Raw genomic sequence first — 22312 nt, 5'->3', positions numbered from 1 at the left:
CGGGGGTATGATCCCGGCTCAGAAGAAGGTGATCTCCCGCAGACCTTGAAATGCACCTTCTCTAAACGCGCCCGTTTTATGCAGCCGAGGGAAATCTGGAGGCCTGTCTAGCTCGACTAACGGAAGCAAAATGTCAGCGCTGAACCATGGCATTTTCGCGGACCTGCTTTCATCATACATCTTCGAAAGTGCCCTTCCGACCGCATAGGCTCCGGCCAAGTCAATTTTGGAAACGCGTGTTCTATTTCTGGGCAGCAGGCTCCCAGTTGTCGATTTACCGCCGACATTGAAATAGATCAGGTCATGGCCCCACCCGAGGCGTATGATATGTGTCCGGTCGGACCGTTGGATTGAAACTCCCGGATATAGGTCTCTGACCCAAACCTTATGTTCATCGCACCAGTCGAGGGCTTCCTTCAGCATCGCTACGCCGCCGAGGTCTTTCTTCCAGATCGGACATAGGTGCTGAAACCCGGCGAATTTGACCCGCTTCTGACTTCTGATGTCATTGGCAATGAAAGCGCCTTCGCGCGTGACCTTCGGAGACCACATTTGTTCCTCGAGCGTGGCTGCATCCTCCAAACCTATGTGTAAGTCATGAATCGCAACTTTGGTATCCGCGGAAATGGTTCTGTGTCGTGCTTCAAGCAGTGTGATGGGCGGTATCGGTTTCCTCGGGTATTGGTCGAGGATCGAAGGCCCGTTGGGTCGAACGATATCGTCAGAAACATCAACTGGTCTGTCCGTTTTCACGTCGTGGTCGACCAGCCAGCGGTACGGTGTCCCGAGGTCCATAGGATCATCATTCATGAGCGAAAGATGTGGCAGACCTTTTTTGAGGAACGCCATGATCTCGCGCGTATCCTGACGTTCCGCCCCCATGAGCCGTCCGTGAAAGGATTGGCGGTCTGACTTGCTTTCACGGGCTTTCAGTGTGTTTTCGATGCGCTCTCGTTCGATATCGCTTAGCTGGCGCCGCATGTACGCAATCGAAACATCTACGTCCCCATAGTCGTCAAGCTCCTCGAGCGCGCTGCCGAACAGCTTCAATGTGATACGTTGCAGGCGGTTCGGATCGCTGTTGATGACCTTGGCCCGAGCAAGCAGTTCAGAAATGATGGTCTGAACCTTATCGCGCCCGATACGCTTTCGCTTGGGTTCCAGTGCCAGGCGAGTTCCGTTTGGGGTTAGCTGCCAGCAAAACAAGCCTTCAAGTATGTCGGCAGGCTCCAAGTACCCAGCCTCGGCCATCTGGCGCAAGACGCGGTTGGCATGATGCGCATCGCAGTCCAGAACACGTATTGCCTCTTCAAGCCCGACAGATCTTCCATTCACTGCTGAGCGCAGGACTGCTTGAACCCGCTCTAGTGGTACCGTTTTTACTGGTGAATGTTTATGGGGCCTGCGTTCATCCATGGCTCGGTAGCCGCGCAAAACAAAGCTTCATCACCTCCGCCCCAGCCTTCCCAGACGTGCAAGTTGCGCCAGCATCTGGGATCCGGCCCCCGGTGACCCTGTGCCGCTTGCCTGACCTGTCTGTCCCATGCCTTGCCGCACTGGCATCTGCTGCACACCAAAGAACTGCCGCGCTCTAAGGGCGGCAAATTCCGCACCACTTGCGCCACCGATTAAGTAGCGGTTGTAGGCTTGCTGGCTGCCCATGGCGGCGCGGGCGAAGCTGTAACCGCCGCCGAGACCACCTGAGAGGGCGGGCATCATGATGTTTCCGGAGATCGCGCGAACGATGAACGGCGTGGCGATAATGAAGCCCTTCGCCATGAGGACCATCATGAAGAAGGGGATGAGCGCGCCGATGTTTGAGGCCCCTTCCGGGTCGCCAAGCTCGCCGATGAGTGCGGAGGAGACACCCGTGATTGTCGCGAACACGCCGGCCACGACGATGGGGTAGAGCGCGAAGGAAACCAGTGCCGACAGCCAGCGCGCGAAATAGTCCTTGGTGACCTCGAAGAGGGTCAGAAAAATCATCACCGGTGCGATCCCGATCAGAAGTGCGATCATCAGGCGGGAGGCCACGAGGATGAAGGCGGCCAGCCCGCCGAGGATCGAGAGCAAGAGGACCCCGACAATGTCGAGCATGGCCCCTGCCATCCAGTTCAGCTCGGACCCGGCGGCGTTGAGATAGTCCCCTAGTTCCGCGATCAGCCGATCGAATTCTTCTGCAAAGGTGCCAGAGGGACCCGGGGTTCCGCCACCGACCGAGGCGACAAGCGCCCCCGCAATGCTGTCGATGCCGGCCAGGATGGCGGAGGAGAGGGCGTTGAACTGCACCCAGTTGGTCGCGAATATCCCGATGAGCCCGATCTTGACCGCGAGCCAGAAGGCCATGCGCCCGTCCATCGCCTTGTACTGGTAGATCATGTTCAGGAAGACGAGGATCACCACCAGAGTTGTTCCCAGCACCAGAAGCGTGCCGACTGTCGCCGCGACGGACCCGAACTGGGTTTCTGCGGCGGTGTCGAGATAGCCCTGGGAGGTTTCAACGAAATAGGTGACGACGCTCATGACGGGGCTGCCTTACCAATTGCCCGCGGCTTCGCAGATGGCCTTGGCGGCAGGGCGGGCAGCGTTTGCGCGGCGGTTGTAGGCGTCCGAGGCTTGCAGCATCTCCCATCGTTCGTCACTCGCGTACCTTTCCCGAAACACCGCCTCGGCAGCGTCCCAAGAGGGGAACCGGATTTCACAATCGCAGTTGCCAGTCTCGACGATGCGCTCGAGGTTTTGGGCGCGGTAGATGTCCTGAACCAGAACCCGCTGATAGGCTTGGCGCAATGGTATGTTTTGCATCCATTCGGACTCCAGCGGTCTGTCCGGGCAAACATCAAAACTGCGCTCAAGGCTCGGGACCAGGTTGCGCTCGGCCAAGGAGGATGACGCCGCCAGTACCAGAGCAAGAGTGACGAAAGTGATATCGATCCCGCAACGTATCATCAGACCGCGCCGCCAGCTGTCGTTTCCCGCTTCAGGAAGACAGTGTGTCCCACGTTGGCGAATTCCGAAGAGCTGATCGACACTACCTCCCAACCTTCTGCCCCTTTGGCATTAAGGCTGGCCTGCATGTCAGCGAGGCTGGTCTTACGAGTCATGGGAAAGCTGAGGATATCATATTCAAAGGTCTTCATTGGGAAGCTCCGATCTCATTGGCGCCGGGGAGGTAGAATTCGGTGATGCCGCGTTTGCCGTCATTCCGACCGGCTTGGATGATCACATCGATGGAGTTCTCGATGTACTGGATCATGTCAGCATAGGTCATTGGGATCTCGGTCTTGAGCGCCGCGATTGCGAGGCGCTGCACGGCAAGTTGCGGGGTTTCGGCGTGCAGCGTGGTCATTGACCCGCCATGACCGGTGTTTATCGCCTCGAGGAAGGTCATGGCCTCCTTGCCGCGCACTTCGCCGAGGATGATGCGGTCCGGGCGCATGCGCAGCGTCGCGGTCAGAAGCACATCGGCGGTTTGGAATTCCGCGTCGCGGTTGGCGATGAGGGTCACGGCATTGGGTTGGGTCGGCAGAAGCTCGGCCGCTTCCTCAATGGTGACGATGCGTTCTTCTGTTGGCACGTGCGAGAGGATCTTGCGCGCGGCGACGGTCTTGCCGGTGGACGTGCCGCCCGAGACGATCATGTTGAGCTTGTTGTCGACACAGAAGGCAAGTGCATCATCGATGGCGCCCGCGGCCACCACTTCGCGCAGTTCGCGGGTTTTCTCGAGGCGAAGTTCTTCCAGTTTGCGTTCCTTGCCATAGAGGAAATCGAGGGTGATCCCGTCGAGCGGCAGGCTTGAGAAGAACCGAAGGCTGATCGACATGGCTGAGAGCACGGCTGGCGGGGTGATGACCTGCGCCCGGATCGGGCGGCCCTTGTAGGTGATCGAGACGGAGACGATGGGGCGGTCCTTGCTCATCGTAGTGTTGGCGGAGGAAGCGATCTGGTTGCCGAGGTCCTTCACTTCGGTTGCGGTCAGCGTCTGATCCAGCTTCCGCATGAAATGATCGCCCTGGAATTCGCCCCAGCAGGTGCCGTCAGGGTTGATACATATCTCGATGACATCGTCGCGCGCGGCGGCATCGATCCGATCAAGCGAGGTCTGGAGATAGCTCAGCGACATGGGCTCAGAACATCTCCAGATCGCGGTCGACCATCACCGTGACGCGCGCGCCCTGATCGACATAGATGACGGGGCCGATGGAGAGGTAGTCGCCAATCACGCTGTCCGTGGCATCGGCCAGATCATCGCCCACGTCTTCCAGCACATCCGCGGCGGTTTCGTCCTGGACATTTGCGGCGGCGGCGCTTGGTGCGGCGGAGATCAGTGAAATCAGCGCTGCCGATCCAAAGCGCTCGTCAAAGCGCGTGTCGACGAAGCCAGTCACGCCGGACCGGCCAAGCTCATCGCCACCAAAGGAACTGATCTGGATGGTTTGATTGTCCGGCAGGATGATCCGGTCCCAGGCGACGGTGACGCGGCGTTGCGCGATATCAACGCCGGAGCGATAGCGTCCGATAAGACGAGAGCCGCGCGGGATCAGGAGCCGAGAACCATCGAAACTGAACACATCTTCGGAGACGACGGCCCGGGTCTGGCCGGGCAGCGAACTGTCGAGAGCGGTTTCCATGACGGCCTGGATCATCGTGCCCTGAATGATGGTGTTGGAAGGATTGGCGATGACCTCGGCTTGCGTCACCGACGTGGGCAGCGCGCCATTCAGCACGAAATCCGTTACCTCGCCAAAAGTGCGCTCGGTCAACGCCGTCTCATTTGCACCGGAGATGCCGCCAAAGGCGATGGTGGGCGAGGTGATGCGGCGTTCCTGAAACGCACGTTCCTCGGCCGCGCGACGCTCGAGTTCCGCGAGACGTCTTGCGTCTTCCTCGCGGCGCAGGCGTTCTTCTTCCCGCGCGCGCAGCTCGTCCTCGGTGGGCCCGATGGGTGCGGGGAGGGGGCGGTTGGCCTCGAGCTGAGCCAGCTCGAGATCCATGCGGAGTTGCTCCAGCTCGCGATCGCGCGCCGTGAGTTCATCGCGAAACTGCTGTTGCGCGGCTTCCGAGGCGGACTGCAGGGCGGCGATCTGGGCGGTGAGCGCATCGATGGCTTCGGCGGCCGCCGTGTCTTCCTCGACCACCGGTTCGGGCGCATTGCGCAACTCTTCGATCTGGGCCTGAAGGGCGGCGAGTTGTGCCAAAAGCTCGGCGTTCGGTTCCACCGGTTCCGGTGCGACCAGAACGACTTCGGGCTCGGGTGGGGGGAGGGTCTCGATCGCGCCGAACCCGTCGCCTTCGTTCTGGAACACGTCCGGCGTGGCCGTGGGCAGCGCCTCCTCTTCCTCGGGTTGTGAGAGGAGATAAAGCAGGGCACCACCCGCGCCGATGACGAGGACCACGATCAGCGCGAGAAGGGGCGACCGGCGCTGCGCCGCCTTGGGGGCGCGGGCACTGACTTTCTCAAGGGCGGCGAGGCGTTTTTCCAGCTCGGTGTTTTCGGTCTCGCTCATGAGGCGGCCTCCGCGGGCGGGATCGCCTCGATGCAAACCACCTCTTCGCCAAGTCGCAGGACCCATTGGCGGTTCACGCCGCTGACGCGGATCACGCCGTCCTCAGGGGTTTGCGTGTTGACCGCGCGTTCACGGCCGCCCGCGTAGCGGAAGATCGCGGGCACAGGCGCGTTTCTTGGAAACGCGAAATACGTGAACGTCCCGTCATCCCAGATGCGGGTTGGCGTGAACTCGGTCCGCGCGCTGGCACCGTAATTATAGTTCGGCGCTTGGGCCGCGATGGCCCGGGTCGGGCGCGCAGCGTCCTCCGGATAGCGGAACTGCACCACATAGAAGGTTGGGCTGCGGACCTCCTGGACGTTGAAATAGTAGCTGCGCCTGTTCGTGTAGACGGTCACATTGGTATGGACACCGCGCGCGACGGGCTTGATTGCAAATGCCTGACCGCCGGGCACGCCATCGATCTCAAACCCTTCCGTATCGCCCGCGATGATCGAGCGGATGCTTTCGCCCTCGCCGAACTCGATGGTGGTCACATGGGTGAGCGACACGCTGAGACGGTAGACCTGACCCTCCTGGTAGGTGGCCAAGCGCACTCGGCTGTCGTTGGGACCGCCACGAGGGATGGCTTCGGCAGAGGCGAGGTCGGGCAACAGGGCAATGACAAGAATAAGCGATCTTATAAACGACAACGTCAGTTCTCCAATCTGTCGGAGCGGATGGAATATTCGAGGACGGTGAAGCCGAATGGATTGGTCCAGACCTCATCGATGGAGCGTCGGGTCTCCGGTCGGAACTCGAAGAGAAGCGTCGCAGTGAAGAGCCCGGTTTGGGTGCCGTTGATGGAGGTCAGACGCTTGCGCAGGCGCACAGTGGCGCGGTTGGTGCCGATCCGGTTAATGCTGAGGATTTCCACGTCGAGCCGGGCGTTGGGGCCATAGACGGTCGGCGGGTAATTCTCGTTGGCGCTGTTCCAGATCTGGCGCAGCCCGCTCTCAGCGGCCCCGTCCGAGCGGCGCAGAACGCTGCGGATGCGCAGATCGTTGTCGAGCTGGTTATAGACCTCCCGGTCGGTCACATAGCGGAACACCTCCGCCTCGATGATCGCTTGGTTGGCGGTGACGGATGTGGCCCCAACGGACGCCTCGGGCAGGGCAAAACCAGTGGCGGGATCATAGGGGACAACGACGGGGGGTGGGTCGACATCAAGGATCGAGACTGCTGCTGCGCTCAGACAGCCGATGATGCCGAAGACAAGGCCTATCAGGCCCAGACGCTGCCAAAGCCGTTCACGGCGCAGGGCACCGTAGACCAGTTCTTCCTCGATGATCTCTTGTTCACTCGCCACCCGTCATGCCCCCACGATCAGTCTGCCCGGAGGTCTGGCAAGGTAAAATCCATGAAGCGCTGCTCTTCGGCGATGGTGGCGGCATCAATCACGCCGCCCGTGCCGTCGCCCACAGTTTGGATGGCTTCGAGTTGCCACATGGCGACCAGCGCAATGGCCAGTTCCGCCGTCACGCGCGTGTTGAGATCAATGCTTTCCTTTAATTCGTCCATGTCGTCGATAAGCCCGACAAGGCGGTCGACGCGTTCGAGCGACTGGCCTGCATCTTCATAGCTGTTCTGGGCAGCGGCTGAGACGAGCGCGCCGGTTGTTGCCTGCGTCGCCACGCGGTTGGCCCCCGGGTTACCGCTGGTGGCCATTTCCGAAAGCGTATCGTCGTCAAAGCCGAGATCGGCCAGCACCCGATCCATCTGGGTTTCGATCTCGCCCGCACCGGACCCGGACAGGCCGGAGAAATCCCCAGTCTTGATCGCCTCAATCGTGGCGAGGATGTCGCCAAATTCTTGGTCGAGCAGACCATTCAATTCATCTTCCATTTCCGTGCGGATGATCTCGGGAAGCTCAGCAAGGCGGGTGAGTGCTTCATAAGTTCTTTGCAGCTCCGCGAGTTGGTCCGTGAGTGTGGCAAGCTGTTCGCGGAGCTGCGTCAGCTGCTCGTTTTGCAGGATCTCGTCTTCGATCATCTGCCGGAGCTGCTGGATGTTTTGCGCGATGTTCTGGGTGTCGACGACGGGCACGCCTTGCGCCATGGCGGGGGTGAGGGTGGCAAGTTGCAGGCCAATCCCAAGCGCCGTGGCCAAGGCCGTTCTCATGAGTAAATCTCTCATCAGTCTATCTCCCTAATCGTGAATTCCATGAACGCGCCTTCGGCCATGCGGGCGCTGGCCTGGGCCAATTCCTCGGCCGAAAGCACGCGGGTGCGCGCTGCCTGAAGTCGAATACGCGCGGCGACGAGACGAACGAGTTCGGCGCGGGCATAGGTGTTGAGCGCGATGCTTTCCTGCACGTCTTCGGTAGTGGAAATCCGTTCGACGATATCGCGGATGCGCATGGCGGCTTGCCTGATCGCGGCGGGTGAGTTGCTGCCATAAAAGGCCGCGCCGTGCCCAGTGAGCGAGAGGTTGGCATTGGCCAGAAGCGCCGGATCGATCGTGCCAAGCGCATCGATCCCTCCGATACGGCTCAGATAGAGATTGTAGCGTTCAGGGATGACCGACACGTAATGCTGGGTCTCGGCAAAGGGCGGCACGCCCCCATATTCGAACACGCGGCCGGGTCCGGCGTTATAGGCCGCGAGCGCGTTAATGATGTTGCCATCGAAGGTGTTGAGCTGGGCCGCGAGATATCGAGCACCGCCATGCACCTGCAGATAGGGGCTGTCATAGTATTCCGGGTTGATGCCGAGATCGCTGGCGGTGCCCGGCATAATCTGGGTAAGGCCGAAGGCCCCGACCGGCGAGCGGGCACCGATGGTGAACCGGCTTTCCTGCCAGATGAGCGCCTGCAGCAGAGCCCGCCATTGAACCGGCGAGAGACCCGCGCGGCCAACACCGGCAAAGCCGCTTGTTTCCTGAGCCACGCGGATGATGAGCTGCTCTATGTTTTCTGCCGCATCCCTGAACATCTGCGCACCGCCGGGATTGGGATCGATCTCACCTGTGCCATAGACCGCCTCGACGGAACGGTCCGGATCGCCGCTGCCGCTTTCCAGACCAGAGACCATTGCCGGCAGGCCCTGACCGCCAAAACTTGTCTGGGCATCGAGGATGCGCTGCAGGGTGGCCAATTGCTCGCGTTCAATCTCGGCGATGAGCTCGCGTACGGCGAGCTTATCCGCCTGAACGGCCAAGTCAGCCTCGCGATCGCCAGACTCGACGATGTCACGCGCGGTCAGCCCACTGTCATTGGTCGGCACGCCTTGAGACAAGGCGAGACCGGGTAGCAGGCAAAGCGCAAGGATATGGGGCAGCTTAGACCTCAACGTCGCCCTCCGGCGCGCCGAGGGGCGTGAAGATACAATCAGGTGCTGTGGGTGCCGTCGAGGCCAGGAAGGTGAAGCAATTGGCCTGCGGTTCTTGGTACTGGGCGCAGGAGGCCAGCGCGCCGAGCGCGGCGAGAAGCGACAAAATGCGTGTCATGAAAGTCTCCAGAAATCAGGGCGGTCGCGGTAATCGGCGCCGACGAGCGCCTCGCCTTTTTCCATGCCGCCGAGGATGGTGAGATTGGGTCCGAGGGCGCTCAGATCGGCATCGACAACGATGGAGCCCTGGTCGTCACGGATCAGCGCAAGGCGGCTGTCGCTGCCGGTGTTGAGAAGCACATCGAGTTCCTTCTCATAGAGGTTCAGCATCGCGTAATCGGCGGCGTGGGCACGGATGTTCGGGAGGAGGATTTGCGTCGGCACTGCCTCGACGATGGTCTTGCCGGTTCGGGTGCGCTCGAGCTGGCTGGCGTATTGCGTCATCATAACCGCGACGGTGTTTTGCTTGCGCGCGGTCACCAGCCAGTTAGACAGCCGCTCGGCGAAATACGCATTGTCGAGCGCCTTCCAGGCCTCGTCGATGACGATGATCGTGGGACGGCGATCCTCGATCTCGCGCTCGACCCGGCGGAAGAGATAGGAGAGCACGGCCATGCGTTCCTTCTCGGCCTCGCTGTCGAGAATGCCGGTGAGATCGAAACCGACAACATCGCCTTCCAGCGAGAAGGTGTCTTCCAGCGTCTGCCCGAAGATCCAGCCGTAACGGCCCTCTTCGGTCCATTCGAGCAATCGCTGGTGCAGATCGCCGCTATCGTCGGTGGACACAAAGAGCGATGCGAAATCCCGCCAGTTCCGCAGGGCCGGGTTTGCGGCTTGCGCGTTCTGGCGGACGACCTCCTGGATGCGGTTGGTCTGCGCAGGTGTGAGCGGCTTGTCGGCGCGGTAGAGCAGGGTTGTGAGCCAATCCGAGAGCCAGGCGGTGCCGCGCGCATCGGTCTCTGTCCAGAGCGGGTTGAGACCCGTGGGCTGGCCGGCGTTCAGGGAGGCGTAGCGCCCGCCATTGGCGCGGACCGCCATCTCCATACCGAGACGGTAATCGAAGACGAAGATCCGCGCCCCTGCGCGACGGGCCTGCGTCATGAGGAATGCGGAAAGCACCGATTTACCCGATCCGGGCCGACCCATAATCAAGGTGTGCCCGCTGGTCGGTTCTTTGTCGGGGCTGCCTTGCTCGTGATAGGAAAATCGGTAAGCGCTCTGTTCGGGCGTGGGCAGATAGGTGATGACCTTGCCCCAGGGGGTTTTCTGAGCAGGCTTGCCGAGCTGGGTCCGATGAAACGCCGCAAAATCCGCGAAGTTGCGATTGGTGATCGCGCTGGCGCGCACGCGCTTGGGCTGGTTGCCGGGATGCTGGCTGAGGTAATGCGCTTTAGCCGCGACCCGCTCGCCGATCATCTTCACGCCTTCGGCGGCGGCGGCGTTGACGATCTCGGCGCTGAGTGTTTGCAGCTCGTCGAGCGTATCGCAGAAGATCGTCACGACCATGTGGTGCTCGCCGAAGCTTTGGCGTTTGGCCTCAAGATCGTCGGCGGCGATGTCCAGCGCTTCCATGAGCGACAGGGCTGCGTCCTGCGAGGCCTGCATCTGGCGCTTTTGCCGTTTGATCCGACCCGCCATGAGGTTCGAGTTGATCGGCGTGAAGGAGTGCGTGACGATCATGTCGACAGGCAGGTTCAGCATGTCGAACATGGTGCAGGAGGTGGCCTCGGAGTATTCCCCGATGGTGAAGCTCTTGCCGTAGCGATGGCCGACGACGCCTTCGGAGAGCTCGAAGTGATCTCCTTGAAACGTCACTCGCGTGTTGGCCACGTTGAATGACAGAAAGCCGTAGGTGTTTGTCGGATAGAGCGGCAGTTCCTGACCTGTGTTGAGGGCTCCCAGAAACCCGATCAACGCGCCACTCTTGGCCGACAGGACGCGCGGATTCAGCTCCGTCAGGCCCGACACGAACACACTTACGGCCTCGCCCAAACGACGCAGACGCTTCTCGGTTGCTTCCTTCAGCCGGTCTGGCGCGCTGCGGTTCAGGAAGGGCAGGACGCTTTTGGGAGGCGGGCGATGAATAACGCTGAGCGTCAAGGTTTTGTCGCGCAGGCCACTGCTCTCGAGTTTCTTGCGCCAGAGCCGGTCAACTTCTCCAGCAAAACTGTCCTCGCGCACTGGCTCGAGGTCCGGCGTGATCGCCTTCGAGACCTTGTGGACGTAGTAGCTGAACTCCGGCCCCAGCTGCGCGATGATCCGGGCAAAAAGCGCCGTCACCTTGTCGAGATAGGCATCATCCGTCGTGTAGCTGTTGACCCCGTCGAGCCGAATGCACTGGAAGAGCTCGTTCACCCGCGTCCGTACGGTGCGGTCATCGACCAGGCTGACGTAAGGCAGCATATGCGCGAGGCGAGTTTCGCGGGCATACCAGTCGGGCGTCATCGTGCGGAGATCGAGCGTTTCGTCCAAGGCTGTATTAGGGTGCATAGCTGTCCCCGCCATGGATGGAACGGTTCCGCGTCGGTGGCGTCTCCTGCAACGCGGTCATCATCACGTCGATGAAGCGCGGGTCCCAGTCTGCGGCCTTCCAAAGCACGGGGTAGAGCAGGGCGGCCACGCCCAGCACCGCAATGTGCTGGATCCAGACAAAAAGCAGCACCGAGCCAAAGAGCCAGACCATCGCATACATGATGGGCAGGCCCAGAAGCTTCGGTGGGCGCACGAGACCCAGAAAGAGGGGCGATCGCTCAGCCACCGGCGAAGACCGCGGCAACGATGGTGGGAGCGGCGGCAACACCGGCGATGCCGACAAGAACCCAGAGCGCCTGTCGCAGATCGATGATGTTGAAGAACCAGCTCAAGAAAACGCCGAGCACGGCCAGCGTGGCGATGACAACGCCAAGCGGGCCGGTCAGCGCATCGACGATGCCTTGCAACAGGCTCTGAATCGGCGAGAGATCGATGCTTTGCGCAAGAGCCGGTTCTGCAATGAGCAGTAACAGCGCGAGTGAGGCAATAAACAGGTTGGATATGTGTTTCATGAATTTGTTCCTTGCAATCGGGCCACGACGGCCATGACTCGGGCCACGTGGTTCCGGGTTTCTCGGTAGGGGGGAATGCCGCCGTATTGGCGCACTGCATCCTGTCCGGCGTTGTAGGCAGCCAGCGCCAGACGCGGATCGCCGAATGTCTCCAGCATCATCGCGAGGTAGCGGGCGGAGCCGTCGAGGTTCTGAAGCGGATCGCGTGGATCGACACCGAGATCGCGGGCGGTTGCTGGCATCAATTGACCAAGGCCAATGGCGCCAGCGCTCGAGACCGCATCCTGCCGATAGGCGCTCTCGACTTCGATATTGGCACGGTAGAGCGTCAGCCAATCACGAACCGAGAGATCCGTGCGGCGCAGCCCGGGATGACTGGCATAGCGGAGGGCGGTGGCCTCGATGGCCGAGAGAACTTCGGCACGGGGCAGGGGAGCGGGCCGCGAGAGGGCTGCTATCTGGATTTCGTCTGGCTTAACGTCAATCTCACCGAGGATCGCCAGCTCATCAGCAGCGGACCCCTGGCCAATGCCGTCATTGTAATTGCGGGCAAAGCTGTCCTGGGAGCGGGACGGGGTCAGAGAGCCATCGCTCTCCATGACCAGTACCATTTGCGCTGTGGCGGGACCTGCGAGATACCAGAAAAGGAGAAGGCTACTTGCTGCCGCCCTTGTCGGTTGTAGCCAGTTTGTGCGTTGTCCGCTGGCCTTCCTCGAGCGGGACATCGGCATGGGAGAAGCCGATCCCGATAAGGAAGGAGACCACGCCCGTAATGGTCTTGAACTCGCGGATCTTGATGTCGTTATAGGTCGTTCGGGTACGGGCTGTGACCAGCAGCTTTTCCACGCCCTCGTCAGAGACCACACGCATGATCCAGACCCCGTAATAGCTGGGGCCCTTCTTATGTGCCGACTCCTGACACAGGATTTCTGCGCTATAGCCACTTTCCACGAGTTCGCGGAAACGTGCTTCCGTAACCACATTTGGTGCTTCGATGTCCCAGTTCATGGCCCGGCTCACGCTTTCTTCAAACGCGCAACGCCCGGGCATTCCCACTTGAAGCCCAGAGTTACGATAGTATATTATTATCCGCAAGATATAATGCGGCAGATACGGCTGTATCTCGGTTACTCAAACTCTAGGCACGGCCATTGGCGTCTATCAAGGAAAATAGGGGTTTCAGAAACCTGCGGTTGAGCCGATGGGTGGGCATGCAGTCTGTAGCACTGCTTTTGCTCGTTCCGGCTGCAAGCCACGCAGAATCCTGTCTCGCCCCGGTCCGGCCGTTCGTTCCCAGCGATTCGCAAGCGGCTACGGATTATGCCGACATCATCCGGCGGGACTTTGAGGTCTACATCGCGGACATTCAGGACTACTTCCGCTGCCTCGAACAGGAGCGTGCGCGTGCTTTCGAAGAAGCCCGCGAAGTCAGTCAGGACTACGGGCGGTTTCTGGAACTGGTGGGGGATTGATGGGCCACTGGGCATGCATCAGACTTGCATCCCTTGGAAACCAGACGCCGATAACACCCTCAAATATCTACTTTTTAGATAACAGATTTCATCCGCTAGCGACGTCACAAAAGGTATGTGACGCGTGTCGAAAACAATCTGGAGTACCGGGCATCTGGCCCTTTGTCAGTCTTTGGTCGAGGCCCGAAAACACGCGGGTCAGGGGCAGAAAGACTTGGCGGACAGGCTCGACTGTCATCAGTCTCTCGTGGCGCGCATTGAAAGTGGCCAGCGACGGATCGACGTTGTCGAGTTCATCGTATTGTCCCGGGCGCTTGGCTTCGACTTATCGGAGGTTCTGGCGATCGTCGAAGCCGCCACGGAGCCCGACCACAAGATTTGAAAACAATGCAATTCTGGGGCGTTCTGCTTTGGATGTCCCCGCGTGAGATCAGCTACCTCAATGAAGAGCAGTTAGCCAACATCCACCACGTGCGGCCTGCGGCGCGAGTGAGCGCCTTATGACACCATGCCGCAAATTCAGCGCCACAGTGCAGGAAGTCAGTAAACAGTGAACGATGATAAAGGTGAGGGCGTCGCGATCGCCAATCTGATCGGGACCGATGGGTGCAGCGTTGTTGGTTGGGTTTATCGCTGGACTACAGGCGCGCATGCGGTGATGTGGGACGTCCACGGGCCCCAACCGGTGTCGGAAATCCGGCCGGATCTCACTGCGGAACAGAAACAGGAAATTGACTTCGACGCGCTCACGCGGATCGGAAGTGACGAGGGCGGGTGAGGACAGAGAGCCTGCAGTGGTTGCCGAAACGCCAAATAGCCTGTGGACCGCGATGCGTAAGCGGTGCCGTCGTACAATTCAAAGGAGCCGGGTTCCGTGGCCAGCCAATGCAGCGGTAGGTCAGTAGTTTACCTGCTCAAACCCATAATTGCCCTCATAGTCACGCCAATCGACGAACACGGAACGGTGATAGATGCCGGGGCAATTCTGGCCCCAGCGTTCGAGACCGACATGGTCGGCTGGTAGGGCGGCTATGGAAGACCTCTGCCAGGCGAAGTCACCTTGGATGCCATAAGTGCCGAGGACCACGGTGGCGCTACGGTTGCAGTCACCATCACGACCGGATTCGTGCTGTCGGGCATACCGGACATCAAAGACTCGGATGGATCGTACGAAGTTGAATTCAGGTCCGCTAATGTCGATGTCCGCGCGGTCCTGAACAAGCCGAAGGGCCCGATCGGCGCGAACAAGGTCATCTGGGGCTTCTGGAGTGCGCCATGCAGCCTCAATTGGGTCAGCGGCATCGCGCGCTGGAAAGGATTGTCGCGGTCCAGTGTTGTTGTTCTGGAAGAACGCTTCAAAGATGCGTTCTGCACTGCTTGGTGCTGGGGCAGTCTCATAGGAAACACCCATAGGACAGCGCCAGATTTGTAGCGGCGGTTCCACCGGCCATGGCGTAATGCGTCGGATGAATTCGGCGCGAGCTCTGGCGCATGGCACGGAAGCAGGCCAACCGCCTGACAGGCACAAGAGGATCGCGCAATCGATCGGGTAGGTCTGCGCGCGGGCGGCCATCGGCAGCGAAAGACCCGCCACAGCCAAAGCGACTGCGAACGAGGGGAGGAGTTTCTTGAGTAGATGACGCATGCTGAGGGCCCTTTGCAACAAGGCTCAGCATACATACGATAATATACTACCGCAACAATAAGTATAAATACGCGTAAGGTTTATTATGTTCATTCTAATTCAAATGGACCGTTCTGGACTACGTCTACCGTCGCACATCAAACGGCAACTCTGGCTCCCGAAGCACAGGCCCGCAAACTGCGGATTGTAACGCTATGGTCTCCGACTGAGCCAGTCAAACTCAGTGTCACCGACACAGTTAATGATTGTCCATAATCTGATTGTGGTATTTGTCGCCGCAGTGCCATACGCTTCTCTATCGAGCACTGAAAGCGTAATTGCGTATGAAGGATACTCAAAGGATATTGCATGTAGAGACCACCGATTGACGGTCACACAGATTAGTTTTTCAATAGAAGAACAATCGAAGGTGAACGGGTAGAGAAATCCGGTCTGAGGTTCATACTCAATAGTTGCGGTTGCATCAGTCATTGTGAGTGTTGCCATCAACTGTGGGCCAGCTCGTTCCTGAAGCTCCAACCGACAAACCGTGTCGGCAAGCAATGGCCCAGCACTAGCTACAAGTGCAAAGATCAGAATGCTAGTTTTTGTCACGCCCAAGATCTTTCCTTTTTGCGAAATTCTTGCATCGCCATTTACCTTGCGCCTCATTGAAGCAGAGCCTTAGTCTGCATTTACCTGACTCGTCATGTTTCAAAGTCTTGCCACGATTATTCCAAGCAGTTCGAGGCCTCGGTGACGTGGTTAGATTTCTGGCGTTTTCTGACACCCCATACATTTGCGAAGGTCAGCCTTAAAAAGTGCATCGTCAACGCCATGTTCTTTGCTGGCGTCTTCGACCGTGTGAAAAGAACTCACCATGCAACCGACGCACAACATTTTATACTTAATGAAAACTGGAATTGTTTGCGGCCATTGCGTCATCAGCGCGCATAGCGAGAGATCATTCAGGTCGTCACATTTGGGCCTTTGCATATCAGCCTCACGAGTGCCTAAACTTTCATCCTAACGGAGTCGGTCGCAGCGTCTTTGCGCTAGCACAAACTCGCTGTCACAAGCATATTTCAAACCTTAGCTCGGAAGATGCGGGTGTTCCCGCCGTAGCTTTAGCATTCTCAAGATCGATTGCGCTTTTGCAGCAACATGCATGGAGCCAGTTCACCTAACACCGGGCTCCAAGCGTTGAAGCGAATGAACTTAATTTTCCACCTATTGGAGATAAACCACCGGCTTTCAGCCGGTCCGCTTCAGCGTATCTTGTTCTGATGTTCTCTCCTGAATTTTGAAGCCCGGCTTGCCCGTAAGGCTTCAAAATTCAGGAGAGAACATCATGCGCTATTCGTCATCCGCGCACACGCGATTTTACCACAGGTTCCACGTCGTCTGGGTCACGAAATACCGCTACAAGGTTCTTCAGGGCGCTATGCGGGAACGGATCCGCGAGATCATCCGCCAGACCTGCGAGGAACTGGGCGTCCATATCGTACGCGGGGTGCTCGCGCGGGACCATGTCCACATGTTCCTGTCAATCCCGCCCAAGCTGTCGCTCTCGGACGTGATGCAGCGGATCAAGGGCCGGTCATCGCGTCGCATCCAGATGGAGTTTCCCGACTTGCGCAAGCGTTACTGGGGCAGACGGTTCTGGGCCCGCGGATACTTCTCGACCACCTCGGGAAATGTGACAGACGACATCATCATGCAGCACCTGGAATTACATTCCGCAAAATGATGCCACCGGCGTCAGCCGGTGTGTCGTTCACTCACTCTGCGATGTGTTGTTTAGCAAGAATGGTCCTGCCTGCGATGATGGCAATGGCCACCCAAACGATGAGGCGCAAGGTCATCGCGCCCACCGTGCGCATCTCGAAGGCTCCACCCCCATAGATGTGCAGACCAAAAAGTGCGAACACAGCCGCGATCGAGACAGCTATTGTGATAGCGATCCAAACCGCCCAGCGACGCAACATCGCTATCCCAACACCAGCCAGAACATAGACAAACCCCGATAGAAAATTGAACCACAATACGAAGTAAACCGCGTTGCCAGCTGCTGCCTGCGCAGCTTCACCACCGAAAAGCACTCTGCCACCGGACAGTATGGTCAGAACTCCAAAGACAATGGCGACGCCTGCAGCAGTTTTCATTGGCCAAATTCTGTTTGAAAGGTTCTTCACGACACTTCCTCCTCTTGATCTTCCAGAACCCCATCGCGCAGGTGAAACAACCGGTCGAAGCGGTCGTAGATCTTTTCGTCATGGGTGACGGCGACAATGCAGGCATCCTGTTCGGCAGCCAGTTTGCGCAGAAGATCCATCACGATCCCCGCGCGTTTGCTGTCCAGCGCCGCCGTAGGCTCGTCCGCAAGGATGATGCGCGGACTGTTCGCGAGCGCGCGCGCGATGGCCACGCGTTGCGCTTCACCTCCGGACAGGAGTGCCGGCATGGCGTCCTTGCGATGGCCTACTTCAAGATAATCGAGCAACTCCACAGCCCGCTCTTGAGCCTCCGCAGACGATCGACCCGCCAGCGTCAACACCAAGGCGACATTGTCACAGGCGTTGAGAAACGGAAGCAGGTTATGGAACTGAAAGATGAAGCCGATCTTGTCGAGCCGCAGGCGGCGCAGATCGCCGCGCAGGGCGCGGTTGTCATAGACCAGTTCGCCGTCCAGCGTCACCCGGCCTACGGTCGGCGCGATAATGCAGCCGATGACGTTGAGCAGTGTGGTCTTGCCCGAACCCGATGGGCCCAGCAGGGCGACCACCTCGCCACGGCGTACGGTCAGGCCAATGTCGCGCAGCGCATCGACGCGCGCCTCGCCCTCGCCAAAATGCTTGGAGACGCCGGCGATCTCGATCAGGGGCTGGCGCGCGTCATCCATTGTTCAGCCTCCGATCGCTGTTGCCGGATCGACCTTCAGCGCTGCGCGGACACCAAGCCCGCTGGCGACGATACAAACCACGATGATAATCCCGCCGAGTGCCGCCGCATTCACCGGCTCCAGCACGACGCGGCGGGGGAAGTAGTCCTTGACCAGCAGGATCAGGATCAGGCCGAAACTCCAGCCAACCATACCCAGGGCTAGCGATTGTTGCACGATCAGGCTGACGATGGTGCGATCGGGCGCGCCGATCAGCTTCAAGGTGGCAATCTGTTTGAGTTTTTCCATCGTCATCGTGTAGATGATCAGCGCGATCACCACGGCCGAGACCGTCAGCAGAATACCGAGGAACAGGCCGATCTGCCGCTTGGCGCGGTCCACGACCGACCCGATCAGGATCGCCTCCTGCTCTGCCTGCGTCAGCGCGCCGAGGTGCTTCCACTGACGAACAGTGGTGGCGACACCCTGCGGATCGGCCGCGGGTTCGAGCCGGGCGATGACCGCCGCAACGGTGTCGGCGCTTTCCAGCAGGCCGGCACCCCGCGCGGTCTGGACTCGCTGGGCTGGCGGGGCAAGTTGCGATTGCAGGGTTTGCGCATCGACGAGTGTGATGAACGCGGCAGGGTCGCCGCCCGAATTCATCGTATCCTCGACGAGGCCAACGACAGCAAAGCTGTTGCGGCCGAGGCGGATGCGGTCGCCGACCACAAGCCCGGTCTGCCGGTCGGCCACTAGTTCGAAATGGGTCTGCGTGATACCGCGCCCCTCGGCAATTGCCTGCGGCCCGCCGGGGCGCCCTGGCTCATAGCCGATGACATACAGGCGCAGTGTGTCGCCCGCATGGCGCGCCTCGACGGTCTGGTAGGTGATGCTGCCCGCTTCTGCCACGCCATGCAGCCGGGCGACGGCATCACGCGTGCTGCCGGGGATCTTTGAGGCCTCCGCAAATGGGCCTTGCGTGCCCGATTCCACCACCCAAAGATCGGCTTGCGGTGCCTTCACGATATTTAATGCGTCGGCGACCAGACCATTGTAGATCCCGATCATCGCCAGCACGACCGCCATCAGCAGACTGAGGCCAAGACAGGTCAGCACAAATCGAAACAGGTTGTGACGCACATCGCGGTAGGCGAGGTTCATGATGCCCCTCCCCCCAAGACACGCGCCATCCGCCCTTCGGACAGGCCTTTCGCGGGAGCCGAGACCACCTGGTCACCCTCGGCCAGTCCGCTCACGATCTCCAGCCGTGCGTCTTCCGTGCGGTGGCCGAACACCGCAGAAACCTCGGTCAGTTTCTCGTCCCGCACCACCCAGACGCGGCCCTGGTGCCCATCGAAACCGCTGACGGCAATCTCGGGCACAAGGAAGGCTTCGGTCAGAAGAGCGACGGTGATCCTGACTTCGGCCTGTTCTCCCAGATAGACTTGCGGCGGACAGCGGTCGCAGGCGATCCAGACGCGCCGCTCCTCGTTGACGCGATCACTCTCGATACCGATCCGCGCCACCGTGCCGCTAAAGACCTCGTGTGGCAGCGACCGCAGCCGAACTTCTGCCGACTGGCCCAAGGCAATGGCACCGGCACGCGCTTCGTCGACATAAGCCAGTGTCCAAACGGTTGTGGGGTCCATCAGCGTGAAAATCGGCTCGCCCGCACGCACGACCGTGCCCGCCTCGACATGTCGATCAACGACAATCGCGTCGAAGGGTGCCCTCAGAACATGATGATCGAGGAGCGCTTGCTCGTAGCGCAATGCAGCTTCGGCATCGGCACGTTGTGCCAGCGCGACCGCGATATCGCTTTCGGCCACGGCAAGCTCCGCGGCCGCGACGTCCACGTCGCGCTGCGCTTCCTCCGCTCTTTGCGCAGAGATCGTGTTGCGGACGGCCAAGGCTTGTTGACGGGTATTGGTCGCCTCACGCTGTGCAAGAACGGCACGTGCACGCACGACGTTCGCGCGGGTTCGTCCAAGTGTCGCGTCCGCCGCTTCGGCGGATGCGGCGGCACGTGCCACCCGGGCCTCCTGTTCGGCGGCGTGCAGTCGCGCCAGTATCTGACCCCGCGCAACGGCATCGCCATTATCGACCTCCAGACCGGTCAAGGCGGCGCCAACCTCGAACCCGATCCGGGAAACGATGCGCGCCTCCACCGTGCCAAGTCCGTAGATCCGGACCGGAACATCCCGATCGATGGTGACCACCTGCACCGCGATGGGGCGTTCGGTCAGAAAGAACCAACCGGCCATGACGATCAATGCGATGACGGCAATGGCAACGAGGCTTCGGCGTGTTCTGCGTTTCATGAGCTTGGCTCCCCGTCTGGGGCGCCCCGAAACAGGCGCATCTGCGCGTCGAGAAGTCGCTCGCCCTCTGTCGCAAGCGGGAACGAGCGGTCGCCGAGTGACCAACGCAGCGCCATCCCCTGAATCAGCGAAATCAACAGGACCGCGGCATCTTCCGGGACAAGATCGGAGCGAACGCGCCCCGTATCACGGGCGCGGGTGAGCTCTGCCTGCAGCAGTCCCTGAAACCGCGTCATCAGTACGCGGAAACTCTGCCGCAGATCGCTGTTTTCGGTTTGCAATTCGTGTGAATGCAGGATCGCGGGGATCGCGGGATTGGCTTCTATCTGGCGAAATTGAACGAGAACGAGCGCGACCAGCTGTCGATCCGGCTCACGCTCTTTCGCCAGTGCTCCCTGCCATGCGTTTGTCATCCTTTCAGTGATGACCTCTGCCACCGCCTGCCAAAGGGCCTGTTTCGTCGGGAAATGTCGGAAGATCGCGGGTTGGGTCAGCCCAACGGCATCCGCGACTGCCTGGGTCGTAAGCCGGTCCGGCCCAAGCTCATCAGCCAACCTCAGGGCGGTTGCAACGATCTCTGCCTTGCGATCATCGGCGGATTTGCGCGGCATTTCCGTTGTCCTAGTTAGTTATCTATTACTAACTAATATCTCTCCTTTCGTTCTTCAAGTGCCGTTCTGCGGCCCCCCGCCCGGAGGACCTGACGTTCATCAGACCGCCACTGCATGCCGCGCGATATTGGTCGCAAGATAGGCATCAAAGACTGCTGCAACCACTCGCACAACCGGCGCGCCTTCCTTGGTCATAGAGATCCGGCCAGCACGGCGCGCAATCAGTCCGTCCGCTTCGAGCGTGGCCAACTCCTGCTCATGGATGTGATACCAATTCTGCGAGACACCGGCCCGCAGGGCCGCCGCATCAAGATCAACTTCGCCGGTACACATCAGCCGGTCGATCACATGGCCCCGCAAAGTATCATCCTGGCTCAGGGCGACGCCCTTGGCGACCGGCAAAACACCGGCGTCGATGGACCGTGCCCAAGCCCCGGTTTCCGACAGGTTCTGCACATATCCCGAAGGGGTGCGACCGATGGATGTCGATCCAACCCCGAGCATGGTTTCGGCACGATCCGTGGTATAGCCTTGGAAATTGCGCCGCAGGGTGCCTGCCTTGGCGGCTTTCGCCATGGAATCGTTTGGAAGTGCGAAGTGATCCAGTCCGATGGCGACGTACCCCGCCTCGACCAGCGCGCTGGCGGCCGATTGTGATTGTCGAAGCCGTTCTGCGCTCCCCGGCAGCGCGGTTTCATCGATCAGTCGCTGTTTCTTGGCCATCCAAGGCACATGTGCATAGCCGAAGAGCGCAATCCGGTCCGGGCGCATGTCGATGCAGAGGCGGATCGTTTCCAGCAGCGTGGCGACAGTCTGGTGCGGCAGGCCGTAGATCAAATCGAAGTTGATGCCCGCCACCCCTGCCAGGCGCAACTCTTCGACCGAATGGCGCACCATTTCGGGTGGCTGGACGCGATTAATGGCTTTCTGAACCTTCGGATCGAATTCCTGCACGCCGAAACTGGCGCGGGTGAAGCCCAACTGTCCGATCCGCCGGATCATTTCATCCGTGAGCGTGCGCGGATCGCTCTCGATGGCAAGTTCGGCGTCAGCGGTGATGTCGAAATTGTCCCGGACGCTCTGCATCGCGCGCTCCAGATCATCCGGCACCAGCGCCGTCGGTGTCCCCCCACCCCAATGCAAATGAGAAATCGACATGCGGTCCGGCAATTGTTTGGCCAGAAGACGGATTTCCTGGTTGAGCGTCTGCGCGTATTGCGCGACAGGCGCATCTTTTCGGGCCAACTTCATGTTGCACCCGCAATACCAGCAAAGCTCGCGGCAATAGGGAACGTGCAAATAGAGAGATACGGGTTCCTTTGGAGAGAGCGAGGAGAGCCAGTTGGCGTAATCCGCTGGCCTTACCGCCTTGGAGAAGTGCGGGGCAGTCGGATAACTCGTGTAGCGCGGTACATTGCGGCTCATGTAGGTTTTCAGCGTGTCCGTCATTGATGTTCCGATCTGCTCCGATCATGCCCCGACTT

At 59.9% G+C, this 22312-nt stretch carries 28 protein-coding genes; 4 read left to right on the top strand and 24 right to left on the bottom strand.

From position 1 onward, the window contains the following. Positions 1-18 precede the first annotated feature (18 nt). From PRI8871_RS16155 to PRI8871_RS16085, 16 genes are read right to left on the bottom strand one after another with little or no spacing between them, the layout of a single operon-like run. Positions 19-1416: a hypothetical protein gene (locus PRI8871_RS16155; RefSeq protein WP_146188700.1), complete on the bottom strand. Its 1398-nt coding sequence runs from the start codon at positions 1414-1416 to the stop codon at positions 19-21. 30 nt (positions 1417-1446) lie between these two features. Then, on the bottom strand, positions 1447-2523 hold the full coding sequence (locus PRI8871_RS16150; protein WP_108887240.1) for a TrbL/VirB6 family protein: 1077 nt from the start codon (positions 2521-2523) through the stop codon (positions 1447-1449). A 12-nt stretch (positions 2524-2535) separates the two neighbouring features. Beyond that, positions 2536-2949 (bottom strand): hypothetical protein, encoded by a 414-nt coding sequence (locus PRI8871_RS16145; RefSeq protein WP_089963180.1) that lies wholly within the window; start codon positions 2947-2949, stop codon positions 2536-2538. Continuing rightward, a complete protein-coding gene (locus PRI8871_RS16140) occupies positions 2949-3140 on the bottom strand; it encodes a DUF4177 domain-containing protein (protein ID WP_089963179.1) in 192 nt (63 codons plus the stop codon). The genes PRI8871_RS16145 and PRI8871_RS16140 overlap by 1 nt, the downstream gene beginning before the upstream one ends. Then, positions 3137-4123, bottom strand: coding sequence for an ATPase, T2SS/T4P/T4SS family (locus tag PRI8871_RS16135; protein ID WP_089963177.1), 987 nt, complete (start codon positions 4121-4123; stop codon positions 3137-3139). Before PRI8871_RS16135 ends, PRI8871_RS16140 begins: the two co-directional genes overlap by 4 nt. A gap of 4 nt (positions 4124-4127) precedes the next feature. Further along, the gene (locus PRI8871_RS16130; protein WP_108887239.1) at positions 4128-5507 is read right to left on the bottom strand and encodes a TraB/TrbI/VirB10 family type IV secretion system protein; all 1380 of its coding nucleotides are present in this window, start codon (positions 5505-5507) and stop codon (positions 4128-4130) included. Beyond that, entirely contained in the window at positions 5504-6199 is a 696-nt protein-coding gene (locus PRI8871_RS16125) for a TrbG/VirB9 family P-type conjugative transfer protein (RefSeq protein WP_108887238.1), read from the bottom strand. The genes PRI8871_RS16130 and PRI8871_RS16125 overlap by 4 nt, the downstream gene beginning before the upstream one ends. Positions 6200-6201: 2 nt before the next feature. Then, positions 6202-6855: a VirB8 family type IV secretion system protein gene (locus PRI8871_RS16120; protein ID WP_071974116.1), complete on the bottom strand. Its 654-nt coding sequence runs from the start codon at positions 6853-6855 to the stop codon at positions 6202-6204. A gap of 17 nt (positions 6856-6872) precedes the next feature. Continuing rightward, complete coding sequence (locus PRI8871_RS16115) at positions 6873-7682, bottom strand: type IV secretion system protein (protein ID WP_108887237.1); 810 nt, start codon at positions 7680-7682, stop codon at positions 6873-6875. Continuing rightward, positions 7682-8770, bottom strand: a complete 1089-nt coding sequence (locus PRI8871_RS16110; protein WP_108887236.1) for a lytic transglycosylase domain-containing protein — start codon at positions 8768-8770, stop codon at positions 7682-7684. The genes PRI8871_RS16115 and PRI8871_RS16110 overlap by 1 nt, the downstream gene beginning before the upstream one ends. A gap of 55 nt (positions 8771-8825) precedes the next feature. Then, positions 8826-8993: a hypothetical protein gene (locus PRI8871_RS19695; protein ID WP_168770630.1), complete on the bottom strand. Its 168-nt coding sequence runs from the start codon at positions 8991-8993 to the stop codon at positions 8826-8828. After that, on the bottom strand, positions 8990-11320 hold the full coding sequence (locus PRI8871_RS16105; protein WP_245897902.1) for a VirB4 family type IV secretion/conjugal transfer ATPase: 2331 nt from the start codon (positions 11318-11320) through the stop codon (positions 8990-8992). Before PRI8871_RS16105 ends, PRI8871_RS19695 begins: the two co-directional genes overlap by 4 nt. A gap of 34 nt (positions 11321-11354) precedes the next feature. Then, a complete protein-coding gene (locus tag PRI8871_RS16100; protein WP_035252740.1) occupies positions 11355-11633 on the bottom strand; it encodes a VirB3 family type IV secretion system protein in 279 nt (92 codons plus the stop codon). Beyond that, positions 11626-11919: a TrbC/VirB2 family protein gene (locus PRI8871_RS16095; RefSeq protein WP_093994218.1), complete on the bottom strand. Its 294-nt coding sequence runs from the start codon at positions 11917-11919 to the stop codon at positions 11626-11628. The genes PRI8871_RS16100 and PRI8871_RS16095 overlap by 8 nt, the downstream gene beginning before the upstream one ends. Continuing rightward, positions 11916-12530, bottom strand: a complete 615-nt coding sequence (locus PRI8871_RS16090) for a lytic transglycosylase domain-containing protein (protein ID WP_108887234.1) — start codon at positions 12528-12530, stop codon at positions 11916-11918. The genes PRI8871_RS16095 and PRI8871_RS16090 overlap by 4 nt, the downstream gene beginning before the upstream one ends. 43 nt (positions 12531-12573) lie before the next feature. Continuing rightward, positions 12574-12927 carry a hypothetical protein gene (locus tag PRI8871_RS16085; RefSeq protein WP_093994220.1) on the bottom strand — a complete coding sequence of 118 codons (354 nt, stop codon included), beginning with the start codon at positions 12925-12927 and terminating at the stop codon, positions 12574-12576. Between the two features lie 203 nt (positions 12928-13130). Here PRI8871_RS16085 and PRI8871_RS16080 point away from each other — a divergent pair, with 203 nt between their 5' ends. From PRI8871_RS16080 to PRI8871_RS16070, 3 genes are all read left to right on the top strand, one after another. Next, positions 13131-13391 (top strand): hypothetical protein, encoded by a 261-nt coding sequence (locus PRI8871_RS16080; RefSeq protein WP_108887252.1) that lies wholly within the window; start codon positions 13131-13133, stop codon positions 13389-13391. 124 nt (positions 13392-13515) lie between these two features. Further along, positions 13516-13773, top strand: coding sequence for a helix-turn-helix domain-containing protein (locus tag PRI8871_RS16075; RefSeq protein ID WP_108887233.1), 258 nt, complete (start codon positions 13516-13518; stop codon positions 13771-13773). Positions 13774-13941: 168 nt separating this feature from the next. Further along, positions 13942-14169, top strand: a complete 228-nt coding sequence (locus PRI8871_RS16070) for a hypothetical protein (protein ID WP_108887232.1) — start codon at positions 13942-13944, stop codon at positions 14167-14169. A 120-nt stretch (positions 14170-14289) separates the two neighbouring features. On the opposite strand, the gene PRI8871_RS16065 is transcribed toward PRI8871_RS16070, so the two are convergent. Together PRI8871_RS16065 and PRI8871_RS16060 are read right to left on the bottom strand one after the other, a co-directional pair. Beyond that, positions 14290-15036: a hypothetical protein gene (locus PRI8871_RS16065; RefSeq protein WP_245897894.1), complete on the bottom strand. Its 747-nt coding sequence runs from the start codon at positions 15034-15036 to the stop codon at positions 14290-14292. 744 nt (positions 15037-15780) lie between these two features. Then, entirely contained in the window at positions 15781-16011 is a 231-nt protein-coding gene (locus PRI8871_RS16060) for a DUF1858 domain-containing protein (RefSeq protein ID WP_093994224.1), read from the bottom strand. A gap of 355 nt (positions 16012-16366) precedes the next feature. On the opposite strand from PRI8871_RS16060, the gene tnpA reads away from it, so the two are divergent. After that, a complete protein-coding gene (tnpA, locus tag PRI8871_RS16055; RefSeq protein WP_108887231.1) occupies positions 16367-16765 on the top strand; it encodes an IS200/IS605 family transposase in 399 nt (132 codons plus the stop codon). A 31-nt stretch (positions 16766-16796) separates the two neighbouring features. Here tnpA and PRI8871_RS16050 read toward each other — a convergent pair whose 3' ends face one another. From PRI8871_RS16050 to hemN, 6 genes are all read right to left on the bottom strand, one after another. Beyond that, positions 16797-17210 (bottom strand): hypothetical protein, encoded by a 414-nt coding sequence (locus tag PRI8871_RS16050; protein ID WP_245897892.1) that lies wholly within the window; start codon positions 17208-17210, stop codon positions 16797-16799. Continuing rightward, entirely contained in the window at positions 17207-17917 is a 711-nt protein-coding gene (locus PRI8871_RS16045) for an ABC transporter ATP-binding protein (protein WP_093994226.1), read from the bottom strand. Before PRI8871_RS16045 ends, PRI8871_RS16050 begins: the two co-directional genes overlap by 4 nt. A gap of 3 nt (positions 17918-17920) precedes the next feature. Beyond that, a complete protein-coding gene (locus tag PRI8871_RS16040; protein ID WP_093994227.1) occupies positions 17921-19057 on the bottom strand; it encodes an ABC transporter permease in 1137 nt (378 codons plus the stop codon). Beyond that, the gene (locus PRI8871_RS16035) at positions 19054-20217 is read right to left on the bottom strand and encodes an efflux RND transporter periplasmic adaptor subunit (RefSeq protein WP_072779860.1); all 1164 of its coding nucleotides are present in this window, start codon (positions 20215-20217) and stop codon (positions 19054-19056) included. Before PRI8871_RS16035 ends, PRI8871_RS16040 begins: the two co-directional genes overlap by 4 nt. After that, positions 20214-20828, bottom strand: a complete 615-nt coding sequence (locus tag PRI8871_RS16030) for a TetR/AcrR family transcriptional regulator (RefSeq protein WP_072779861.1) — start codon at positions 20826-20828, stop codon at positions 20214-20216. The genes PRI8871_RS16035 and PRI8871_RS16030 overlap by 4 nt, the downstream gene beginning before the upstream one ends. A gap of 99 nt (positions 20829-20927) precedes the next feature. Then, entirely contained in the window at positions 20928-22277 is a 1350-nt protein-coding gene (hemN, locus tag PRI8871_RS16025) for an oxygen-independent coproporphyrinogen III oxidase (protein ID WP_093994228.1), read from the bottom strand. Between the last annotated feature and the right edge of the window lie 35 nt (positions 22278-22312).

The organism is Pseudoprimorskyibacter insulae (assembly GCF_900302505.1).
GTDB lineage: Bacteria > Pseudomonadota > Alphaproteobacteria > Rhodobacterales > Rhodobacteraceae > Pseudoprimorskyibacter > Pseudoprimorskyibacter insulae.
Note: the sequence above shows the minus strand (reverse complement) of the source record. Positions and strands in the feature narration are given on the sequence as shown.